Raw genomic sequence first — 19,202 nt, forward strand, 5'->3', positions numbered from 1 at the left:
GCCGTTATTAAAACAGCATTTGGCTGAACTAATTAATACATAAACTAAAAGTTGATTGCTACAGAAAATCTGAAAGCGCGTCCTAAAATAGGTCTTGCCAAAAACACATCTGTATCTGATGTTGATTGTCTTGGATTTCCTTCTGTTAACCCAATTTCATTGAATAAATTAGTTCCATCAACAGCAAATCTTAAATTGTTGACTACGTAGCTTAAACCTGCTCCAACTTCTTTAAAAGCTGGTAAAACTTGTTCGTTATCCTGATTTGTATATTTCTTATCAAAATAAGAATACTGAACATATCCTGATAATCTTTTGGTTATATCAACTTCTGGTCTTATTACACAAAAGAATTTAGGGATTCTACGAGCCGTGTTTCCGTTAAAATTAAACGTACTTCCATCGGCATTTTGACCTGTAAAATTATCATACTCCGGATTTTGAACTGTAAAATTAAAATTCAATCTTGCAATACTATATCTTAAATTAGTTTCTACTTCTAAACCTAAATTGTTTACATCGGCGAATTTATTTTCAGAAGTTCCGTCTGCCAATATATCTGTAAAGGCAACGTTTTTTAAATTCATGTGAAATAAATTGGCATTTACCGAAAGGAATGAATTAGCATATTTATACCCCAACTCTAATTGGTTTACAAAAGTATTTTCTAGTTTGCTCAAATCTTTAGCATTGTCATAAAATGACTCTTCGATTGGTGATCTAAAACCGTGGCTATATCTTATGTAAGATGCCATGTTTTCATTAAACTTATAATTCCCTGCTGCTGTATATGAAAACTCACTTACATCATATTTCCAGTATGTATAAGGATTTCCTTGTATTGTAGTTACCGCATCATCGGCAGTATTATTATCTAGAACTCCTAGATTCTCTGCTCCAAAACGTGCATTATCTCTATATCCTGAATACACATTTTTATCGTATCTCACGCCAGCGTTAAACGTTAGATTATCTGTAGCTTGGATTTCGGCATCAACATAAAAATCATTTAATTTTCCTTTTGTCTCTGCATCTCTTTCAAGCCAGGTAATTCTTTCAATCCCGTTCCAAGTATGTGCAATTCCGCTTGCCGTATTATTTACATTTACTAATCTTGGATTATCGGTAACATCTACCAGATAGTTACTCCAGTTCCAGTATTGTTTCGATTTCCAGTTAGAGTAATAATACCCAACAGTAAGATTAACAGGTTTTAAATCGAAATTAAAAGACAAATTATTGGCAAAATTTTCCATTTGCTTGTGAATATACCAATGGTCTGCTCTCATTATTAATGCATTTGGATCTAATGCTGTATTATTATCTACGTAAGTATAACTCAAATCTCCTGTGTTTGCTGGAGCTAATTTTTGTACATCTGTTGCGTAGCCATCTTGTGTCCAAGGTCCGCCGCTACTATAAATTGCATTGTAATTCAAGTCTATTTTAGTATTTCTGAATGCGTTTTTTAGGGTAACTTTATCGGCTACTTTCTTTTTAAATTCGGCTCCAATAGCATCTACAACTGGGTGAACTCCATCTTCTAAATCGGCATTAAAAGTTCCTCCTCCATATTGTGGCACGCTTAAATGAGAAAAGTTGGCAGAAGTTAACGTTCCATAATTTGGATTAAATCCAGCTACTCCTTCTACTTTTCCATTATTGCTTTTTAATGGAATTGGTAAATAGAATGTATTTCTGTCATCTAGTTTTTTGTAATTTAATCTTAAATATCCTCCGTCATCAAACTTATAAGTAAGGTTCATTTTTACTTGTCCTCCTTTGTTTGCGGTAAAACCCGTTTTTCTTATTCCGTCATCGGCTCTATAAAACCCTCCTACATTAAAAAACAATTTATCTTTAACCAATGCTCCACCTAAATTAAGATCGGTACGGAATAATCCATAATCTCCAACAGTAAGTTTTGCTTTTCCCTGAAACTCATTTTGTCCTGTTTTCGAAATAAAATTGACAATTCCTCCTGGTGCATTCGATGCAAAAATCGATGCTGAACCTCCTCGAACTGCTTCCATTTTGCTTACTGTTTCGTCAAGTCTATACCAATTATCTGCATTTGCAAATTGTAGAGCTCCATCTTCAAAAACGGCTAAACCATCTTCCTGTATTTGCACATATTCATAGGCTCCTGCCGATGGAATTCCTCTTGCAAAAAGGTTATTTCCTACTTCTCCTCCCGATGTTTCTACAACAAATCCCGGAATAGTCTGGAGAATATCTGCTGTACTTATTGGCGCTCTGCTCTCGATTGCTTTTGCTCCTAAAGTAGTAATTGCAATACTCGATTCTAGTTTTGACCTTGGGTTTGATGATCCAGTAACGACAACTTCTTTCAAACTTTGTGATTCGGCCTCTAAATGAAAATCGACTTTTGAATTTTCTCCGTCCTTAATTGTAATGCTCTTTTGAGTTGATTTATATCCTACGTTTGTAACTAGAATAATGTAACTTCCTGCAATAAGATTCTGGAATGTATATCCTCCATCTACGTCTGTGCTCACTCCTTGTGAAGTGCCTTGAATAACAACATTTGCTCCCGGTGCTGTTTGTCCGTTTTCATCGAATACTTGTCCAGAAATACTGCTTTTTTCTTGCGAAAAAACCATTGCTGGAAGAATAAATAGCAATAACATCCAGAACGACATTATTGAGCTAGAATTAAACTTTTTCATGATTTATTATTTGGTTAGGTTATTAGTTAGAGTAAAACTATTGCCTATTTATTTATATCAATGAAGATTTTCGCCGAAAACGTTTTCGATTTTACCGAAAACGTTTTCGATTAATTAAATTTAATTAATTATCAATTAGTTTTATTACATTTATTCAATGAATGATACCAGACTTATAGACATTGCTGCCGCTTTAGGAATTTCTGTTACAACAGTTTCAAAAGCGTTAAAAGGGTACACTGATATTAGCGAAAATACCAGAGCAAGGGTTCTTGAAATGGTAGAAACAATGAATTACAAACCCAATGCCAATGCGGTAAACCTTAGAACTAACGAAACCAAAACTCTTGGTGTTGTTATTCCTACGATGGTACATCATTTCTTTTCGAGTGTTTTAAACGGAATTATAGACGAGGCCGAAAACAGAGGTTATCTTGTAATTATTTTGCAATCTAATGAAAAGTATGAGCTTGAAAAAAAGCAGATTGCTTTGCTGCAGCAAAAAAGAGTTGATGGAATTCTGATTTCGCTATCAAATGAAACTGATGATTTCTCTCACATAAACGATGCTATAAAAAAGAATACTCCTGTAGTTTTATTTGATAAAATAGCCAAATTAGTCGATTGTTCAAAAGTGATTATCAATGACCGAAAAGCTGCTTATGATGCAGTAACGTATCTAATAAATAAGGGATATAAAAAAATTGCCCATTTTAGAGGTTCTTATACTCCACAAAATTCTATTGACCGTTTTCTTGGGTATAAAAAAGCACTCGAAGATCATAATATTCCTTATGACCCTACGCTGGTTTATTTATGTGATCACAACTCCGATTTTGAAGATGGTTATGCCAATGCTCAAAAACTAGTTGAGGAGCATAAAGATGTTGATGCAGTTTTTGCCATCACCGATTTGGTAGCTATTGGTATTATAAAATACCTCAACGATATGCATATTAAGATTCCGGAGCAAATTGCCGTTTTTGGTTTTAGCAATTGGTTTATGTCTACCGTAATTTCGCCAAAGCTTACCACGATTGACCAACCTGGTTATGATATTGGTCAACGTGCAGCTGCTATATTAATAAATGAAATTGCTCAAATTAAAGAACATCTTCCTGTTATTCATCAAACTATCGAACTCCCAACACTCATTATAGAGAGGGAATCGACAATAAGAAACTAATGATTACCCATTAATCTCAATTATTTCAACACATAGAAACATAGCTTAACTTTCGAAGTATAAAAAAGACGTTTCACTCAAAATAAACCACATAGCACTATGTGAAAAAATCATGATTTTCTAGAAATTCTTTAAATTTTAAATCCATGTTTCTATGTGTTAAATATCAATTTTAGAATTATACATTTATTGTCACTACATATCCTTCGGATCCACGGATATTAAAAACGGTTCCGTCTTCAAACAATAAATACTGTCCTTTTATACCAGTAAGCTTTCCTTGAAAAGTTGGTGTTTTATCCAGACTTAAACTTGCTACTTTTTTCGGATATTCAAGAACAGGATAATGTAGTTCGTACAAATCATTTTTCTCAGGATAAAAATATTCGCGAACTTCGTCAGGAATCAAACTTTCTACTTTAGATTTTTCAAGAATCAAATCAACGGCTTCGATATTATTCTGAAGCATTTTTCTCCAATTTGTTTTATCAGCATAATGATTCTTTAACGCTACCTCGGTAATTCCTGCTAAATAACGATTCGGAACTTCTACTATCGATAAGGCTTGTGTCGCTCCCTGATCTATCCAACGTGTAGGTACTTGTGTCTTTCTGGTCACTCCAACTTTTACTTCGCTAGATAAAGCCAGGTATACAATATGTGGTTGTAATTGTACTTTTTCTTCGTATACCAAATCACGATCCTGAATTCCTAAATGTGCCGTACTTAATTCTGGTTTCATAATCCAATCTCCAACAGCTGGACTTGAATAAAAACAATCATAGCAAAATCCCTGACGGAATATTTTTTTCTTCTTACCACAATTCAAACATTGAAAGCCTACAAAACTAATCTCAATTTCTTTATTCAATAATTGATTAACGTTGATAAAACTGTCCTCAAAAACCAAATAATATTGAATTGGATTCCCCATTTCGGTTTGCATCTTTGTAAGTACGCCCTGATATTGCATTAGATTTTAATTTTTAGTCCCGAAGCTATCGGAAGTTGATTTTAGATTTTAGATTCGTTCACAAGAATTTAAATCTCGATACTGTTAAAACTCCATTTTTGAAGTGGAATCTTTGCCATAAATAGAATTGTCATTTATAAAAAAACACTATTTTTGATACAACGACAAAGTTAATATTTGTGCGTCGATATTCAAATTTTAAATTTCTTGATTTTACACCCATTGTACTATCTGAAATTTAAAATCTAAAATCAACAATCTAAAATCTAAGATTTCTCCATGCCTCTATCAATAATCAATTCATTTGCCTCTTGGGTTCTTAAACAAAGAATTCATCAAATAGAACTTTTTCTTAAATATCCAAATGAAGTTCAGGAAGAACTCCTTCATAATTTATTATTGGCTGCCGAAAATACCATTGTTGGAAAACAATATGATTTTGCTTCGATAAACTCATACAAAACTTTTTCTGAAAGATTACCTATTGCAACCTACGAAGAATTACAACCTTTAATTGAACGCACTCGTCAAGGTGAGCAAAATGTTTTTTGGGAGACTCCAATAAAATGGTTTGCAAAATCTAGCGGAACTACAAATGCTAAAAGCAAATTTATCCCTGTAAGTAATGAAGCTCTGGAGGATTGTCATTATAAAGGAAGTAAGGATTTATTATGTTTGTATTTGAATAATAATGAAGATTCAGAATTGTTTCTGGGCAAGAGTCTTCGCTTAGGCGGAAGTTCTCAGATTTATGAAAACAACAATACTTTCTTCGGAGATTTATCGGCTATTTTGATTGAGAATATGCCTATTTGGGCAGAATTTAGTAGCACACCTAGCAATAAAACTTCGCTTATGAGCGAATGGGAAACCAAAATTGCTGCTATTATAAATGAAACTAAAAATGAAAACGTAACCAGTTTTGCTGGTGTTCCTTCATGGATGTTGGTTTTAATGAATCGTGTTCTGGAAGATTCTGGAAAAGGAAATTTATTTGAAATCTGGCCAAATCTGGAAGTCTACTTTCATGGAGGTGTAAGTTTTTCTCCTTACAGAGAACAATACAAAAACATATTACCTAAAAAAGATTTTAAATACTACGAAATATACAATGCTTCTGAAGGTTTCTTTGCCATTCAGGATTTGAATAATTCCAGTGATTTATTGCTAATGCTAGATTACGGAATCTTCTATGAATTTATCCCGATGGAGACTTTTGGGAAACCAGAGCAAAAAGTTATTCGATTGGCAGATGTCGAATTGAATAAAAATTATGCAATCGTAATTACTACCAATTCTGGTTTATGGCGTTATTTAATTGGTGATACGGTTCGTTTTACTTCATTAGACCCTTATAGAATTCGTGTTACAGGAAGAACTAAACATCATATTAATGTTTTTGGTGAAGAACTTATGGTCGAAAATACCGATCAGGCTATTGCCAAAGCGTGCCAGTTAACAAATACTGAAGTTATAGATTATACTGTAGCTCCAATATTTATGCAAGACAAAGAAAAAGGTGCACACGAATGGATGATTGAGTTTAAGAAAAAACCTGCTGATATTTCGCAATTTCAAAAAGCTCTTGACGAAACCTTACAATCCCTAAACTCCGATTACGAAGCCAAACGTTACAATAATATGACACTAAATCCTTTGGTGATTAATGTTGCAAGAGAAAATTTATTCTACGATTGGTTAAAAGAAAAAGACAAATTAGGCGGACAACATAAAATTCCGAGACTTTCGAATCAAAGGGATTATTTGGAGCAGTTGAAAGGGATGTGATGAGCAACATCAATAAATACGAACTTAGAGAACCTCAACTTGAAGCCGAGATTTACTACTTAACTGAACAAGAGGGTGGACGCAAAACTGCTGTTAACAATGGATATCGTGGTCAATTCTACTATAACGGAAAAGACTGGGATGCTCCACAACAATTCATAGACAAAGAAACTTGTAATCTAGGTGAGACAGTAAAAGTTTATTTACAAACATTAAGTACTGACTTTCATATTGGGCAATTTTTTGTTGGACAGGAATTTGAAACCAGAGAGGGTGCAAAAATAGTTGGTAAAGGAAAAATTACCCGTATAATAAGACCAGACTTTAATTACTGGGATGGTTCTACCTTTCTAAAATCACTTGATAAAAGTATTAAACCATATTCTGATACCAATGATTTTCTTAAGTTTCGTAATAACCTTGAAAGTTGGTTAATCAAAACAGAAATAATTAAAAACATTGAGTTTGAAATGACTGGAAATTTAGAGTGCATGATGTTGATAAAATGCAAACTCATTAACAAAGATTTACAACCAAGAGAAGTAGCATATAAAATTATTGAATGCTGGAAAACTAAATTAACAAATTCAAATCAACTTTATAAAATTGAAATGAACACAAGTTTTAACCACAATAAAAATCAATCACAAACTGACAAATTCGTTTTATCGTTTGCAACTTGGCATTCATTTTTTTTAACTGGACAAATTATAGTTCAAAGATAAAATTTAAAATGAATTTAAAAGAGAAACTAAATAAATGGACGGATATGGATATAGCTATTCATCACATTGCCGTTGAATTAAGTTTATTTGAAACTGACAACTTCCCTGGATACTTGTGGATTCAATGGACAGAAAACAAATACAATGATTTCTTAAAAGACATATTACAGAAGTTGATTGAACTTAATATGCTAGAAATAAATGAGAATGAAGGTACGATTAGGTATAACAAAAACTTTGAAATAGAAACTAAACCATAATTATCCTCACAGCTATCGCGAGCGTCTCGCTCGTGAACACAATCAACTTTAAATTATATTCTTTGCGGGCACAAGCGAGACGCTCGCACTAGCACATAGAGCGATAATTAACAGTATCTTTAACTCAAACCTAACCATAATCTTGTCTTTCTGAGGCACGAAGAATCTCTGTTAGCTGCTCGACAATATAAAAACACCGCTGCTAGCGCGAGCGTCCCGCTCGTGAACACAATAAACTATAAATATATATCTTGCGGGTACGAGCGAGACGCTCGCACTAGCGCTGAGGGGTTTCTTACTAAGATTCTTCCTGCCTCAGAAAGACAAGATTGAGTAAAAACCTGTTAGAGCTTTATAATTTTATTCACGATTAGATCGCATGAGGGATAGCAATGGAAATCCTTTTTGTTTTTTTCTTTAAAAAATAAAAAGATTACTTCGTCAATTCGCTTCGCTCGGGTGGAATGTATAGCCCGACCCGCTTTTTCTGCGGGACATGCCCATAAAAAAACCTCAGCTTAAATTAAAACTAAGGTTTGTTTTTTTGTCAGGCAGAGCGGAGTCGAAGCCCATTCCTACTCATAAGCCTTCGACTCCGCTCAGGATGACATTATTGTAATAATCTAAACAATCATATCGATATAGCGGTCATGGTATCCTAATAGGTACAAAACTCCATCGAGTCCTAGGCTGGAAATAGAGGTTGATGCACTTTCTTTTACTGTTGGTTTTGCATGAAAGGCGATTCCTAGACCTGCTAAGTTTAGCATTGGTAAATCGTTTGCTCCATCTCCTACTGCTATGGTTTGATTAATGTGGATTCCTTCTTTTTCGGCGATGGCTCTTAAATATTCTGCTTTCTTTTGGCCATCTACAATTTCGCCTAAATATTTACCAGTTAATTTACCGTCTTTAATCTCTAATCGGTTGGCATGAACATAATCGATACCTAATTCTTTTTGTAAATAATCTCCAAAATAGGTGAATCCCCCTGATAATATAGCAGTTTTATATCCGTAATATTTTAGGGCTTTCATTAAGCGATGTGCTCCTTTGGTGATTGGTAATTTTTCGGCAACGGATTGTAAAACGTCTTCACTCAAACCTTCTAACAATGCCATGCGTTGCTTAAAGCTTTCGTTAAAATCTATCTCGCCATTCATAGCCGATTCTGTAATTGCTCTTACTTGCTCTCCTACTCCATTAAGCTCTGCCAATTCGTCAATTACTTCAGTTTGGATTAATGTTGAATCCATATCGAAACAAACTAAACGTCGGTTTCTTCTATAAATATTGTCTTCCTGAAATGAGATATCTACATTTAAGGTTCTGGAAATTTCCATGAAACTTGCCGTCATGGCAATCTTATCTACAACATCTCCCGTTAGTGATAATTGTATGCATGAGCGAGGATATTCTTCTTTTTCGACTACTGATGTTCTACCAGTTAATCTTATTATAGAAACTATATTTAAATTTTGATCGGATAATAATTTAGCTACTGCTGCCAACTGCGAAGCAGCTAATTCCTCTCCTAGAATATTAACAATATAACGTTGCTTAGATTGTGTTTTTACCCACTTTTCATAATCTTCGATAGAGATTGGGATAAACTTTACCTTAACTTCTAATTCATAAGCTTTAAACAACAAATCTTTTAGAACTGGTCCTGAAGTTGAACCAGCTTGGATTTCGAACAAAATCCCCAGAGAAAGTGTGTCATGAATATCGGCTTGACCTATATCTAGAATAACGGCATCATAAGTTGCCAACACTGCTGTTAATCCTGCTGTAACTCCTGGTTTATCATGACCTGAAACTTTTAATAAAATAATCTCTTTATCTTCTGTTGTCATTTTATCTTTATTGATTTAGAAGTGACAAAAATCGGCAATCTATTGTTGATAAAAAAGAATATGCTTTGTTTTCTTGTAAAGAAAAAACACAAATCGATATGATTTATTTAAATAATTTAATGTTCTGTTCTAATGCTTAAAATAACTTATATAGAAGTAACTTTTAATAAAAAAAGATTATTTAGAACAACTGAAAAAACAAGCAAGTCTTGTTCTAAAATTATTCTAAATAATCTCCTGAATTAATTACCTCGAGGTAATAATTTAATTTAGCTACTTGGCATATTTTCATCAAAATTCACCATCCAGTTTACTCCAAATTTATCGGTAAACATTCCGAAATAAGCTCCCCAAAAAGTTTTACCCATTGGCATAAATGGATTTCCTCCTGCTGAGAGTCCGTTAAAGATTCTGTCACCTTCTTGTGCACTTTCGACATTAATTGAAACCGAAAAATTCCCTCCAAAAGTCACCTTTCCTGATTGTTCGGTACTATCGCTTCCCATTAAAATGGTTTGTCCGATTGGTAAACTAACGTGCATAATTTTTTCTGCTTCTTCACTATCTTTTGATACTTGAGAACAATTCTCGTCTGCAGGCATATCTTTGAATTTTCCAATATATGCAAATTCACCTCCAAAAACTGATTTATAAAATAGAAATGCTTCTTCGCAATTTCCATTAAATATTAAATAGGGATTTACTGCTGCCATGATATTTTATTTTTATTGTTAGTGTTTTTATTATTTTTCTTCTGATAATTCTTTTACCATTTCTAATCCTTTCGGAAAAACTTCTTTAAAATAATCTATATATTTCTCGAGCGTATCAACTTTAGCTTCGAGAACTGTAAAACCATCTTCTTCGGTCAATCGATAGGTTTCCATTGCTCCACTCCACTTTTTTGTTGCTTCATCGATGGGTAATTCTTTAAAGTCTTTTATTTCACCCAAATGCTTAAAAGCCATATATTCATTTGGAATTTTAGTTTCGATAACACTATACATTCCTTCTCCGTTAGGCGACATGAAATGTATTTTATCGCCTTCATTCCAATCACTTATAGTGTGTGAACCTTCGCAAAAAACACTTGTCCATTTTTTGTAGGTTTCGTCATCCCATAAAACTGACCAGATTTTTTCGACTGGAGCTTTAATTCTAATTGCAAACTCTAAAGTTTCCATGAGATTTTATTTTGGTATTTTGCTAAAATCCATAAATAAAGAATTCCAACGGTGTCCATCTAAATCTGCAAAAGCACAACCATACATCCAATCACGACTTTCTGCAGGAGCTGCAAAAACATTTCCTCCAGCTTCCTGAACTTTTTGAGCAAGTGCATCTACTTCTTCTTTACTTTCGGCATCTATAGAAATTAAAACCTCTGAACTTGTTTTTGTATCTGTTAATTTATTTTGAGAGAAATCTGTAAACATATTCTCTTCAAAAAGCATTATTACAAATTTACCATCGCCAACAAGCATGCAAGTTGAGTTTGGTGTGTCGTGTTCTTCATTAAATGAAAATCCAATTTTTGAGAAAAAGGCTTTCGATTTTGCTACATCTTTTACTGGCAGATTAAGCCATATTTGTCTTGTCATTTTTAATATTTTAAGTTATTATTTTTAAACCATATAAGTAAGGTAAGCTCATTTAAGCTATGCTTATATATTTGCTGCAAAAGCGTTAAGTCTCAAAGTTTTTTTATTCATATTTGAGAGAAACCTCTGTCTCTTTGAACCTTTGCTCCTTTGCCCCTTCCTTAATTACTCTCTACATAACTTTTGAAATTATCTAAAATTGCTTGCCATCCTTGTTGTTGGAAGTTTTCTGGATTTTGTGTTTCAGGATCAAAACTTTCTATTACTTCTACTCCGTTTGGTGTTTCATTAAAACTAATTTCGACCTTTCTTCCATCGGCCATTGCGTATTTAATAGCTTCATTTTCTTTTACCAAGGTATATTCTCCTTCAAAATCAAAACTCATACTTCCGTCTCTGGCTGCCATTGTCGATTTAAATTTACCTCCTGCTTTTAAATCATTTTCGGCATATGGTGTATGCCAATCTGGGGAAGCATTATTCCATTCCTGTATATGTTTTGGTGTTGTCCATATTTCCCAAACTTTTGCTATTGGAGCTTTTACTGTACTTTGAACTGTTATCATATTCAATTGATTTAAATTATACTTTATAAATTGATTTTTATTTTTTTGGTGCTTGACTTTCATCCATGAAAAATATTTCCCAATGGTGTCCGTCTATATCTAAAAAAGCTTTTTGATACATCCAACCGTAATCTTTGGCTTCCATATATTCGGTTCCGCCAGCTTTTACTACTGCTGTAATTATTTCATCTACTTTTTCCCGGCTATCAACAGATAACGCCATTAAGATTTCGGTTGTTGTTGCTGTATTACAAATTTGTTTTTTAGTAAAAGTTTTAAAAAACTCTTCTGTCAAAAGCATTGCAAATATATTTTCTCCGATTTCTAAACAAGCTGCTTTATCATCTGTGAAATTTAAATTGAATGTAAAACCTAATGCTGTAAAAAAAGCCATACTGCGATTTAAATCTTTTACTGGAAGATTTAAAAAAATTTCTGTTTTCATTTTTATATAAATTTACAAATTATTTAAAGCAAATTTAAAGTAATCGTCTAGCCTTTAGACCACAATAAAAGTCATTTTTGGGGTCATTTAAGACAAAAAAACTATTTTTGTATAAGTCATTTTCATTAAAAAAGAGAAATAATGAGCAAAAAAGTTGGGTTAATCGTTCCGCATGACTATAAATTATTGAGTATTGCAGCTATTCTTGAAGTTTTTGAAACTGCTAATAAATTGCATCCTGAAGGTGAAAAACCGTTTGAAATATTCGTTTTTCAATCATCTGAACAAATGGAGCAAGAAAAATTATTTAATTATAAAGTTAATTCTATCCAATCTTCCGAAGAAAAACTTGGATTGATTTTAATTCCTGCATTTACCACAGATGATATGAAGGGAATGATTGCAAAAAACAGCCATTTTATTCCTTGGCTAAAAAAACAACATTTGCTTGGAGCAGAAATAGCTAGTTTCTGTACTGGTGCTTTCTTGCTTGGTGCTTCGGGATTATTAGATGAAAAGCTGGCAACAACTCATGTTGATGCTTGTAGTGCTTTTAATCAATCCTTTCCTTTAGTAAATTTAAAACCTGAGGAAACATTAACCGCCGATGGAACTCTTTATACTAGTGGCGGATCTACTTCGTCTTTTCATTTACTGATTCTTTTGGTTCAGAAATATTGCGGAAATGAAGTTGCTGTACAAATTGCCAAGATATTTGCTATTGATTTAAACCGCCACAAACAAAGTTATTTTAGCACTTTTAGACCTAATCATTTACACAATGATACTCTTGTTGCCCAATTACAGCATAAGATAGAAAACGAATACAGTACAATAGAAAAACTGGAAGAGGTCACTAAAGATATCCCAACTAGTAACCGTAATATGACTCGAAGATTTAAACAAGTAGTTGGAATTCCTCCTATAGAGTATTTGCAGAACATTCGTGTAGAAAGTTCGAAGAAGTATCTCGAGCAAACACAGCTTTCTATATCGGAGATTATCGAAAAAACTGGCTATAATGACCCTAAATCTTTTAGAAAAGTATTTTATAAAATGGTCGGAATGAAACCGATAGAATATCGGGAGAAGTTTAGAGTGAGATAAAAATTAATCTATCATCTCTAAAACATCTATACCAAACTCTTCATATATAGCTCTTATAAAACGTATAGAGTTTAAATCCTGACCTATAAGAATCTTGAAATATTCATTTTCCGAACATCCGAAAATTTTAATTTCATCACGCTTTCTATTAATATAACGTTTTCTTTCAATTGCTAAATCTGGGTTATCTAATTTCAATAAGGCGACTAAATTTTTAGCTTCATAATCACTAGAATCAGATACTAAATAATCTCCATTGGAATATATAATCCTTTTATCAAAGTCATCCGAAGCAGGATGTAAAATAGGTTGATAGTTAATCCATTTGTTAGATTTTTCAGAATTCCATTGGGCTTTAATTAAAAACCAATTATGGTATCCATCTTCATCTTTTCCTTTTAAGGTTGGATCAAAATGATCGATTTCTTGTTTATCAGATCGTCCTAAAAAAGTTTCAGTATAAGCACAAAATCCCTTTTGCTCTTCAAACAAATAATCACTTATTTTAGAATTATTCCCTTTTAAAATATATTTTAATCCCTCCTCAGTAATTTTAGAATCATCTAATTTTAAAACTCTTTTCATTAAAACTTATATTTATCTCCCAATGAAACAACTTCTTTCAATAATTCTTTCTTCTTTTTTTCATCATCTTCAGAAGCCATTTTTTGCTTGAGATTTAAATAATCCTTATAAGCTTTTATTCCGGAAGCATTCATTAAATGCTCTAATCCAAAATCATTTTTTAGAATATCATTCGGATCATCTCCAATAGGAGAAACTCCGTTACGAACTTGTACTTTTCCTTTTTTATCAAAATATAAAATAAATCTTTCTTCAGGTTCAAAAGAAGCAGCTATAAAAGGAGAATGTGTAGCAACTATGAATTGTGCATTTGGAGCTAAACTCTGATAAAACGGAATTAATTCCATTTGAACATCTGGAAACAAAGATCTTTCAGGTTCATCAATGATTACCATAGACTTTTCCGTGCTTAGCCTATATAACGGTAATGAATTAAGCATCAATTGTTTAGTTCCTGTACTCAAAGCATTAGAAGGTATTGCTACATCTGAATTTATAGGTTTCAATGGAATAAGTGAAGAGGTATCTGCCAGATCAACTTCAAGGTTTAATTTTTTTAAAATAGGATTTAAACATTTTTCAGATAAATTAGTTAGAGGATTTGGATTTTCTTTTTTCCATTTTTCCATTTCCTTTCCTAATCTCGAAAAATCTTGATGAAGACCTTTATTTATTAAATCTGAACCTTTTTGAGTTAATTTAGCCCTAAAAACTGATATTTCATCAAGAATATATCTCCAAATCATACTATTTGTTTGATAATTAAACTCTAAAATCGTTGCCTTTAATAATGTTTTAACTTCCTCTTGTTCAATTTTTCTATAGTCAGCATAGTTAATTTTTAAATTTTCAAGTTCCGTTTTTATTTGATTCGAATCTTTACTTATATTCTCAAAATTATTTGGAGATAATTGATCTGAAGAAAAGTAATACATTTTTCTATTTACAATAGCATCTATTAATGTTTGATCCTTTGTTGTATCATCCTCTACATTTCCTAAATTAATTCTTATTTCTTTTTTATCAAATTCCAAAATAAGATTGCCTTCAGTTTTAATTTCATTTGTCTTAATTACATACATTTTAATCAACTCTAATAAAGAAGTTTTTCCTGTAGCACTTTGTCCAATAAAACAAATTCTATCTAAAGATTGTCCTTTTTTAGGACCTGATTGATAAGTAAAATCAAATGTAAGATCTTCTAAATGACGAAAATTATTTATCTCTAATCTTGATACTTTCATTGTAAAATATATTTTTAGCTAAATTAGTTTTTTTAGCTTTAAATTTCTACACTTCACATAAAATAAAAAACCTGCTCAAATAAAGGAGCAGGTTAAAATGAATCTTTGACAAAGGTTTTAACTTCGTCAAAAATATTTCAAGATTTACGAAGCGATTTCTAATCGTTTCAATAAATTTTTATTCAATGTTTCTTTAGCGTAATCTTGATCAATTTCTAATGTTTTAACATCTGAACTTGGTAAATCATACATCGCATCGGTTAAGATTGCTTCGCATAACGAACGCAATCCACGTGCTCCTAATTTATACTCTAAAGCTTTATCAACAATAAAATCTAAAGCTTCATCGGTAATTGTAAACTCTACCTCATCCATTAAAAACAATTTTTGATATTGTTTAATTAATGCATTTTTAGGCTGAGTAAGAATTGCACGCAATGTTTCTCTATCTAAAGGATCCATATGCGTTAAAACTGGTAAACGACCAATGATTTCAGGAATCAATCCAAAGTCTTTTATATCTTTTGGAATGATGTATTGCAATAAATTGTCTTTGTCGATATTATCCACATTTTTTGATGTACTATAACCAACTGCCTGACGGTTTAAACGTTTTGAAATAATACGTTCTACTCCATCAAAAGCTCCTCCAGCTATAAACAAAATGTTTTGTGTGTTTACCTCAACAAATTTCTGGTCTGGGTGCTTACGTCCTCCTTTTGGTGGTACGTTTACAACTGTTCCTTCTAAAAGTTTCAATAATGCTTGTTGAACTCCTTCGCCCGAAACATCACGTGTTATTGATGGATTATCGCTCTTACGAGCAATTTTATCTATTTCATCAATAAAAACGATTCCTCTTTCGGCTTTGGCCACATCATAATCGGCAGCTTGAAGCAAACGTGTCAAAATACTCTCTACGTCTTCTCCAACATATCCTGCTTCGGTTAAAACGGTAGCATCAACAATTGCCAAAGGAACGTCTAACATTTTTGCAATGGTTTTCGCTACTAATGTTTTTCCTGTTCCTGTTTGACCAACCATAATGATATTACTTTTTTCTATCTCTACTTCGTCATCCAACTGTTGTTGCATTAAACGTTTGTAGTGATTGTAAACCGCAACAGACATTACTTTTTTGGTTTGATCCTGACCTATTACATATTGATCTAAGAATGCTCTAATTTCTTTTGGTTTCTTTAATATTAAATCACCAACTAGTTTAGCGCTTCCGCTTGATTTTAATTCTTCTAAAACAATTCCGTGTGCTTGTTCGATACACTTATCACAAATATGTGCATTAATACCAGCAATTAATAAATTGGTCTCTGGCTTTTTTCTCCCACAAAACGAACACTCTAATACTACTTTTGCCATCTATATTTAGTTTTCAGTATCAGTTCTCAGTTCTCAGTTTTGAAAACTGCGACTGTAAAACTGTAAACTGATTTTATTTAACCTAAATTTTCATCTTCAAATTCACAAAACAATGCACTTTGTAACTTAGTGCCTTTGCAACTTTGAACCTTAAAAATTTATCCTCTTCTCAAAACTTCATCAATCATTCCGTACTCTTTAGCTTCATCAGCAATCATCCAGTAATCGCGCTCGCTATCTTTATGTACTTTATCAAAAGTTTGCCCTGAATGCTGAGAAATGATGTTGTATAATTCATCTTTCAATTTCAACATTTCACGTAAATTGATTTCCATATCTGTAGCAACTCCTTGAGCTCCTCCTGATGGTTGGTGAATCATTACTCTTGAATGTGGTAAAGCCGAACGTTTTCCTGCTGCTCCTGCACACAATAAAACAGCTCCCATAGAAGCAGCCATTCCTGTACAAATTGTAGCTACATCTGGCTTGATGTATTGCATTGTGTCATAAATTCCTAATCCTGCATAAACGCTTCCTCCTGGAGAGTTTAAGTAAATCTGAATATCTTTAGACGCATCTGCACTTTCTAAAAATAACAATTGTGCCTGAACGATATTTGCAATTTGATCATCAATTCCTGTTCCCAGGAAAATGATTCTATCCATCATTAATCTTGAAAAAACGTCTAACTGTGAAATATTCAACTGACGTTCTTCAATAATATATGGAGTCATATTAGTTGGATTCATTGCACTTACGATTTTATCGTAATACATAGCATTCACTCCTTGGTGCTTTGTAGCAAATTTCTTAAATTCTTTACCGTAGTTCATATTTATTTGTTCTAAGTTGTACGTTACTATATTGTATATTTTATTTCATCAAAGGTCATACCTCTTTATAAACAATGCCAATATGTCTTATTTTAAATTTGAAATCTAAAAAAAGAGAGCGTCAAAGAAAAATATTCTTTTGACGCTCAAATATACTTATTTTTTTTAGAAATTATTCTCCGTAAGAAGCTGCAATAAATTCTTCATAAGTTACTTCTTTAGTTGTTGGGTTTGCTTTTTCTTTAAACAATACCAATAACTTCTCTGCAACAACTTGCTCAGAAAGTCTTTTTACTTCTTCTTGGTTTGATAATACTCTTGCTACAATTGCCTGAACTTCTTCGTCAGTTGGATTTGTTTGTCCAAATTGAGCCATTTGTTGTTTGATAGCGTTTGTTGTAAATGCTTTCAAGTCTTCAAATGTAATTTGGATATTACTTTGGGCCATTGCTTTTCCTTCAATTAATTGAAAACGCAATCCTTTTTCTGATCTTGTGTATTCAACTTCTGCTTCTTCTGGAGATAATTTTTTCTCACCTACAGTTTGCAACCATTTTTTAAGGAATTCAGCTGGCAATTCAAATTTAGTGCTCTCGATTAAGAAATCCTGAACATCTAATAATAATTTTTGATCTGCTTGTTGTGCAAATTGAAGCTCTGCATCTTCTTTAATTTTTGCTTTCAAATCTTCTAATGAAGCTACTTTACCTTCACCAAAAAGTTTATCAAACAATTCTTGGTTTAATTCTGCCAATTCTGCACCGTTGATAGCTTCGATAGTAAAGTTAACATCTACTTCTAGACCATGAACATCATCATGACTTACTTTTAAGTAATCCATTAATTGGTGATCGTCTTCAAATAAACCTTTAGTGTTTACAGTTACAACATCTCCAACTTTTTTCCCGATGAATTTATCAGCAGTTTTTTTGTCTTTAAAGATAGAAAGTGAGATTGTTGTAGTATTGTTGATTCCTTTTTCTTCGTTTGTAAAAGTTCCTGTAATATCAGAATCTGCTACAACTACATCTTGAGGAATTGCTTTTCCAAATTGTTTTTGGATACGCTCAACTTGACCATCAATTAATTTATCATCTGCAGTAACGATATATTTTACGATATCATTTTTAGCTTCAAGATTAATTTCAAAGTTTGGTACTAAACCAATTTCGTATTCGAATACTAATTCTTCAGCATCCCAATCAAAATTTTCATTTTCTTTAGCAAGTGGAGTTCCAAGAAGATTTAATCTTTCAGATTGAATATAACGCTCCAAAGCCAAATCAACTACTTTTTTAACTTCTTCTTGTTTAATAGATTTCCCGTATTGTTTTTCAACAAGGTCTTTTGGTACCTGACCTTTTCTAAAACCTTTTACAGTTGCCAATGGCATTTTTTCGTTTATTCTTTTTGCTACTTGACCTTTGTAATCCATATGAACAACGTTCAATACAATTGTCTCATTTACTGCGTTTATTGCGACTCTTTTAATATCCATCTTCTTCTTTAATTTACATAATAAAATTGGGTTGCAAAATTATAAAATTTTTGCAACCCAACCAAGCTTTTTAATATATTGATAAGAAGTGCTTTTTAATACACTTTCTTATTACTCATTTATTTATCCTCTCCTAACACTTTATATGTAATCGACTGTAGTATAGATAGTACGATACTAAAAATTAATGCTGTCCAAAATGAGTCGACTGTAAACCCGCCAACAATTTTAGTACACAGCAAAATAATCAGCGCATTGATAACTAATAAAAACAACCCAAACGTAAGTAAAGTAACTGGTAATGTGAACAATACCAACAGTGGTTTTATAAAAACGTTAAGCAATCCTAATACCACAGCAACAATTAAAGCAATAGTAAAACTAGCTACGTGAACGCCTGGCATAAAATGAGCAATTAGTAATACTAAACCTGCGGTAATCAATATTCTGAGTAGTAATTTCATATTT

19 protein-coding genes are annotated in these 19,202 nt (G+C 32.5%); 5 read left to right on the plus strand and 14 right to left on the minus strand.

Going from position 1 to position 19,202, the window contains the following annotated elements; all coding sequences use genetic code 11:
* Window positions 1-44 precede the first annotated feature (44 nt).
* Window positions 45-2,690, minus strand: a complete 2,646-nt coding sequence (locus AC3IPI_RS01855) for a TonB-dependent receptor (protein ID WP_489156766.1) — start codon at window positions 2,688-2,690, stop codon at window positions 45-47.
* Window positions 2,691-2,847: 157 nt separating this feature from the next.
* On the opposite strand from AC3IPI_RS01855, the gene AC3IPI_RS01860 reads away from it, so the two are divergent.
* Window positions 2,848-3,876, plus strand: a complete 1,029-nt coding sequence (locus AC3IPI_RS01860) for a LacI family DNA-binding transcriptional regulator (RefSeq protein ID WP_039114797.1) — start codon at window positions 2,848-2,850, stop codon at window positions 3,874-3,876.
* A gap of 178 nt (window positions 3,877-4,054) precedes the next feature.
* Here AC3IPI_RS01860 and AC3IPI_RS01865 read toward each other — a convergent pair whose 3' ends face one another.
* Window positions 4,055-4,849, minus strand: a complete 795-nt coding sequence (locus AC3IPI_RS01865; RefSeq protein ID WP_409417435.1) for a DUF2797 domain-containing protein — start codon at window positions 4,847-4,849, stop codon at window positions 4,055-4,057.
* Between the two features lie 279 nt (window positions 4,850-5,128).
* On the opposite strand from AC3IPI_RS01865, the gene AC3IPI_RS01870 reads away from it, so the two are divergent.
* From AC3IPI_RS01870 to AC3IPI_RS01880, 3 genes are read left to right on the plus strand one after another with little or no spacing between them, the layout of a single operon-like run.
* Entirely contained in the window at window positions 5,129-6,637 is a 1,509-nt protein-coding gene (locus AC3IPI_RS01870; protein WP_039114800.1) for a GH3 auxin-responsive promoter family protein, read from the plus strand.
* Entirely contained in the window at window positions 6,637-7,362 is a 726-nt protein-coding gene (locus AC3IPI_RS01875; protein ID WP_489156769.1) for an EF-Tu C-terminal domain-related protein, read from the plus strand. The genes AC3IPI_RS01870 and AC3IPI_RS01875 overlap by 1 nt, the downstream gene beginning before the upstream one ends.
* Window positions 7,363-7,370: 8 nt before the next feature.
* The gene (locus AC3IPI_RS01880; RefSeq protein ID WP_039114801.1) at window positions 7,371-7,622 is read left to right on the plus strand and encodes a hypothetical protein; all 252 of its coding nucleotides are present in this window, start codon (window positions 7,371-7,373) and stop codon (window positions 7,620-7,622) included.
* Between the two features lie 623 nt (window positions 7,623-8,245).
* On the opposite strand, the gene serB is transcribed toward AC3IPI_RS01880, so the two are convergent.
* From serB to AC3IPI_RS01910, 6 genes are all read right to left on the minus strand, one after another.
* Window positions 8,246-9,478, minus strand: a complete 1,233-nt coding sequence (gene serB, locus AC3IPI_RS01885) for a phosphoserine phosphatase SerB (protein ID WP_039114802.1) — start codon at window positions 9,476-9,478, stop codon at window positions 8,246-8,248.
* Between the two features lie 269 nt (window positions 9,479-9,747).
* The gene (locus AC3IPI_RS01890; protein WP_086895015.1) at window positions 9,748-10,191 is read right to left on the minus strand and encodes a VOC family protein; all 444 of its coding nucleotides are present in this window, start codon (window positions 10,189-10,191) and stop codon (window positions 9,748-9,750) included.
* Window positions 10,192-10,221: 30 nt separating this feature from the next.
* Window positions 10,222-10,662 (minus strand): SRPBCC domain-containing protein, encoded by a 441-nt coding sequence (locus AC3IPI_RS01895; RefSeq protein ID WP_489156772.1) that lies wholly within the window; start codon window positions 10,660-10,662, stop codon window positions 10,222-10,224.
* A 6-nt stretch (window positions 10,663-10,668) separates the two neighbouring features.
* The gene (locus AC3IPI_RS01900) at window positions 10,669-11,079 is read right to left on the minus strand and encodes a VOC family protein (RefSeq protein ID WP_489156774.1); all 411 of its coding nucleotides are present in this window, start codon (window positions 11,077-11,079) and stop codon (window positions 10,669-10,671) included.
* Between the two features lie 161 nt (window positions 11,080-11,240).
* Window positions 11,241-11,645, minus strand: coding sequence for an SRPBCC family protein (locus tag AC3IPI_RS01905; RefSeq protein WP_489156776.1), 405 nt, complete (start codon window positions 11,643-11,645; stop codon window positions 11,241-11,243).
* 37 nt (window positions 11,646-11,682) lie between these two features.
* Entirely contained in the window at window positions 11,683-12,090 is a 408-nt protein-coding gene (locus AC3IPI_RS01910) for a VOC family protein (protein WP_086895014.1), read from the minus strand.
* A 141-nt stretch (window positions 12,091-12,231) separates the two neighbouring features.
* Here AC3IPI_RS01910 and AC3IPI_RS01915 point away from each other — a divergent pair, with 141 nt between their 5' ends.
* Entirely contained in the window at window positions 12,232-13,197 is a 966-nt protein-coding gene (locus AC3IPI_RS01915; RefSeq protein ID WP_489156778.1) for a GlxA family transcriptional regulator, read from the plus strand.
* Between the two features lie 3 nt (window positions 13,198-13,200).
* Here AC3IPI_RS01915 and AC3IPI_RS01920 read toward each other — a convergent pair whose 3' ends face one another.
* The 6 genes from AC3IPI_RS01920 to AC3IPI_RS01945 form a co-directional block, all read right to left on the minus strand.
* Window positions 13,201-13,782 carry a hypothetical protein gene (locus AC3IPI_RS01920; protein ID WP_489156780.1) on the minus strand — a complete coding sequence of 194 codons (582 nt, stop codon included), beginning with the start codon at window positions 13,780-13,782 and terminating at the stop codon, window positions 13,201-13,203.
* Entirely contained in the window at window positions 13,782-15,026 is a 1,245-nt protein-coding gene (locus tag AC3IPI_RS01925; protein WP_489156782.1) for an AAA family ATPase, read from the minus strand. The genes AC3IPI_RS01920 and AC3IPI_RS01925 overlap by 1 nt, the downstream gene beginning before the upstream one ends.
* 144 nt (window positions 15,027-15,170) lie before the next feature.
* Complete coding sequence (gene clpX, locus AC3IPI_RS01930; RefSeq protein WP_039114812.1) at window positions 15,171-16,403, minus strand: ATP-dependent Clp protease ATP-binding subunit ClpX; 1,233 nt, start codon at window positions 16,401-16,403, stop codon at window positions 15,171-15,173.
* 158 nt (window positions 16,404-16,561) lie between these two features.
* A complete protein-coding gene (gene clpP, locus AC3IPI_RS01935) occupies window positions 16,562-17,236 on the minus strand; it encodes an ATP-dependent Clp endopeptidase proteolytic subunit ClpP (protein ID WP_039114814.1) in 675 nt (224 codons plus the stop codon).
* Window positions 17,237-17,408: 172 nt separating this feature from the next.
* A complete protein-coding gene (locus tag AC3IPI_RS01940) occupies window positions 17,409-18,734 on the minus strand; it encodes a trigger factor (protein ID WP_039114815.1) in 1,326 nt (441 codons plus the stop codon).
* Between the two features lie 119 nt (window positions 18,735-18,853).
* Window positions 18,854-19,198, minus strand: coding sequence for a phage holin family protein (locus AC3IPI_RS01945; RefSeq protein ID WP_086895011.1), 345 nt, complete (start codon window positions 19,196-19,198; stop codon window positions 18,854-18,856).
* Window positions 19,199-19,202 lie beyond the last annotated feature (4 nt).

This window comes from Flavobacterium sp. GL_143, assembly GCF_057834355.1.

Bases quoted from the DNA above. Each gene is read 5' to 3' on its own strand.
- AC3IPI_RS01855 (WP_489156766.1), bottom strand. From the start codon at position 2,690: ATGAAAAAGTTTAATTCTAGCTCAATAATGTCGTTCTGGATGTTATTG.
- AC3IPI_RS01860 (WP_039114797.1), top strand. From the start codon at position 2,848: ATGAATGATACCAGACTTATAGACATTGCTGCCGCTTTAGGAATTTCT.
- AC3IPI_RS01865 (WP_409417435.1), bottom strand. From the start codon at position 4,849: ATGCAATATCAGGGCGTACTTACAAAGATGCAAACCGAAATGGGGAAT.
- AC3IPI_RS01870 (WP_039114800.1), top strand. From the start codon at position 5,129: ATGCCTCTATCAATAATCAATTCATTTGCCTCTTGGGTTCTTAAACAA.
- AC3IPI_RS01875 (WP_489156769.1), top strand. From the start codon at position 6,637: ATGAGCAACATCAATAAATACGAACTTAGAGAACCTCAACTTGAAGCC.
- AC3IPI_RS01880 (WP_039114801.1), top strand. From the start codon at position 7,371: ATGAATTTAAAAGAGAAACTAAATAAATGGACGGATATGGATATAGCT.
- serB (WP_039114802.1), bottom strand. From the start codon at position 9,478: ATGACAACAGAAGATAAAGAGATTATTTTATTAAAAGTTTCAGGTCAT.
- AC3IPI_RS01890 (WP_086895015.1), bottom strand. From the start codon at position 10,191: ATGGCAGCAGTAAATCCCTATTTAATATTTAATGGAAATTGCGAAGAA.
- AC3IPI_RS01895 (WP_489156772.1), bottom strand. From the start codon at position 10,662: ATGGAAACTTTAGAGTTTGCAATTAGAATTAAAGCTCCAGTCGAAAAA.
- AC3IPI_RS01900 (WP_489156774.1), bottom strand. From the start codon at position 11,079: ATGACAAGACAAATATGGCTTAATCTGCCAGTAAAAGATGTAGCAAAA.
- AC3IPI_RS01905 (WP_489156776.1), bottom strand. From the start codon at position 11,645: ATGATAACAGTTCAAAGTACAGTAAAAGCTCCAATAGCAAAAGTTTGG.
- AC3IPI_RS01910 (WP_086895014.1), bottom strand. From the start codon at position 12,090: ATGAAAACAGAAATTTTTTTAAATCTTCCAGTAAAAGATTTAAATCGC.
- AC3IPI_RS01915 (WP_489156778.1), top strand. From the start codon at position 12,232: ATGAGCAAAAAAGTTGGGTTAATCGTTCCGCATGACTATAAATTATTG.
- AC3IPI_RS01920 (WP_489156780.1), bottom strand. From the start codon at position 13,782: ATGAAAAGAGTTTTAAAATTAGATGATTCTAAAATTACTGAGGAGGGA.
- AC3IPI_RS01925 (WP_489156782.1), bottom strand. From the start codon at position 15,026: ATGAAAGTATCAAGATTAGAGATAAATAATTTTCGTCATTTAGAAGAT.
- clpX (WP_039114812.1), bottom strand. From the start codon at position 16,403: ATGGCAAAAGTAGTATTAGAGTGTTCGTTTTGTGGGAGAAAAAAGCCA.
- clpP (WP_039114814.1), bottom strand. From the start codon at position 17,236: ATGAACTACGGTAAAGAATTTAAGAAATTTGCTACAAAGCACCAAGGA.
- AC3IPI_RS01940 (WP_039114815.1), bottom strand. From the start codon at position 18,734: ATGGATATTAAAAGAGTCGCAATAAACGCAGTAAATGAGACAATTGTA.
- AC3IPI_RS01945 (WP_086895011.1), bottom strand. From the start codon at position 19,198: ATGAAATTACTACTCAGAATATTGATTACCGCAGGTTTAGTATTACTA.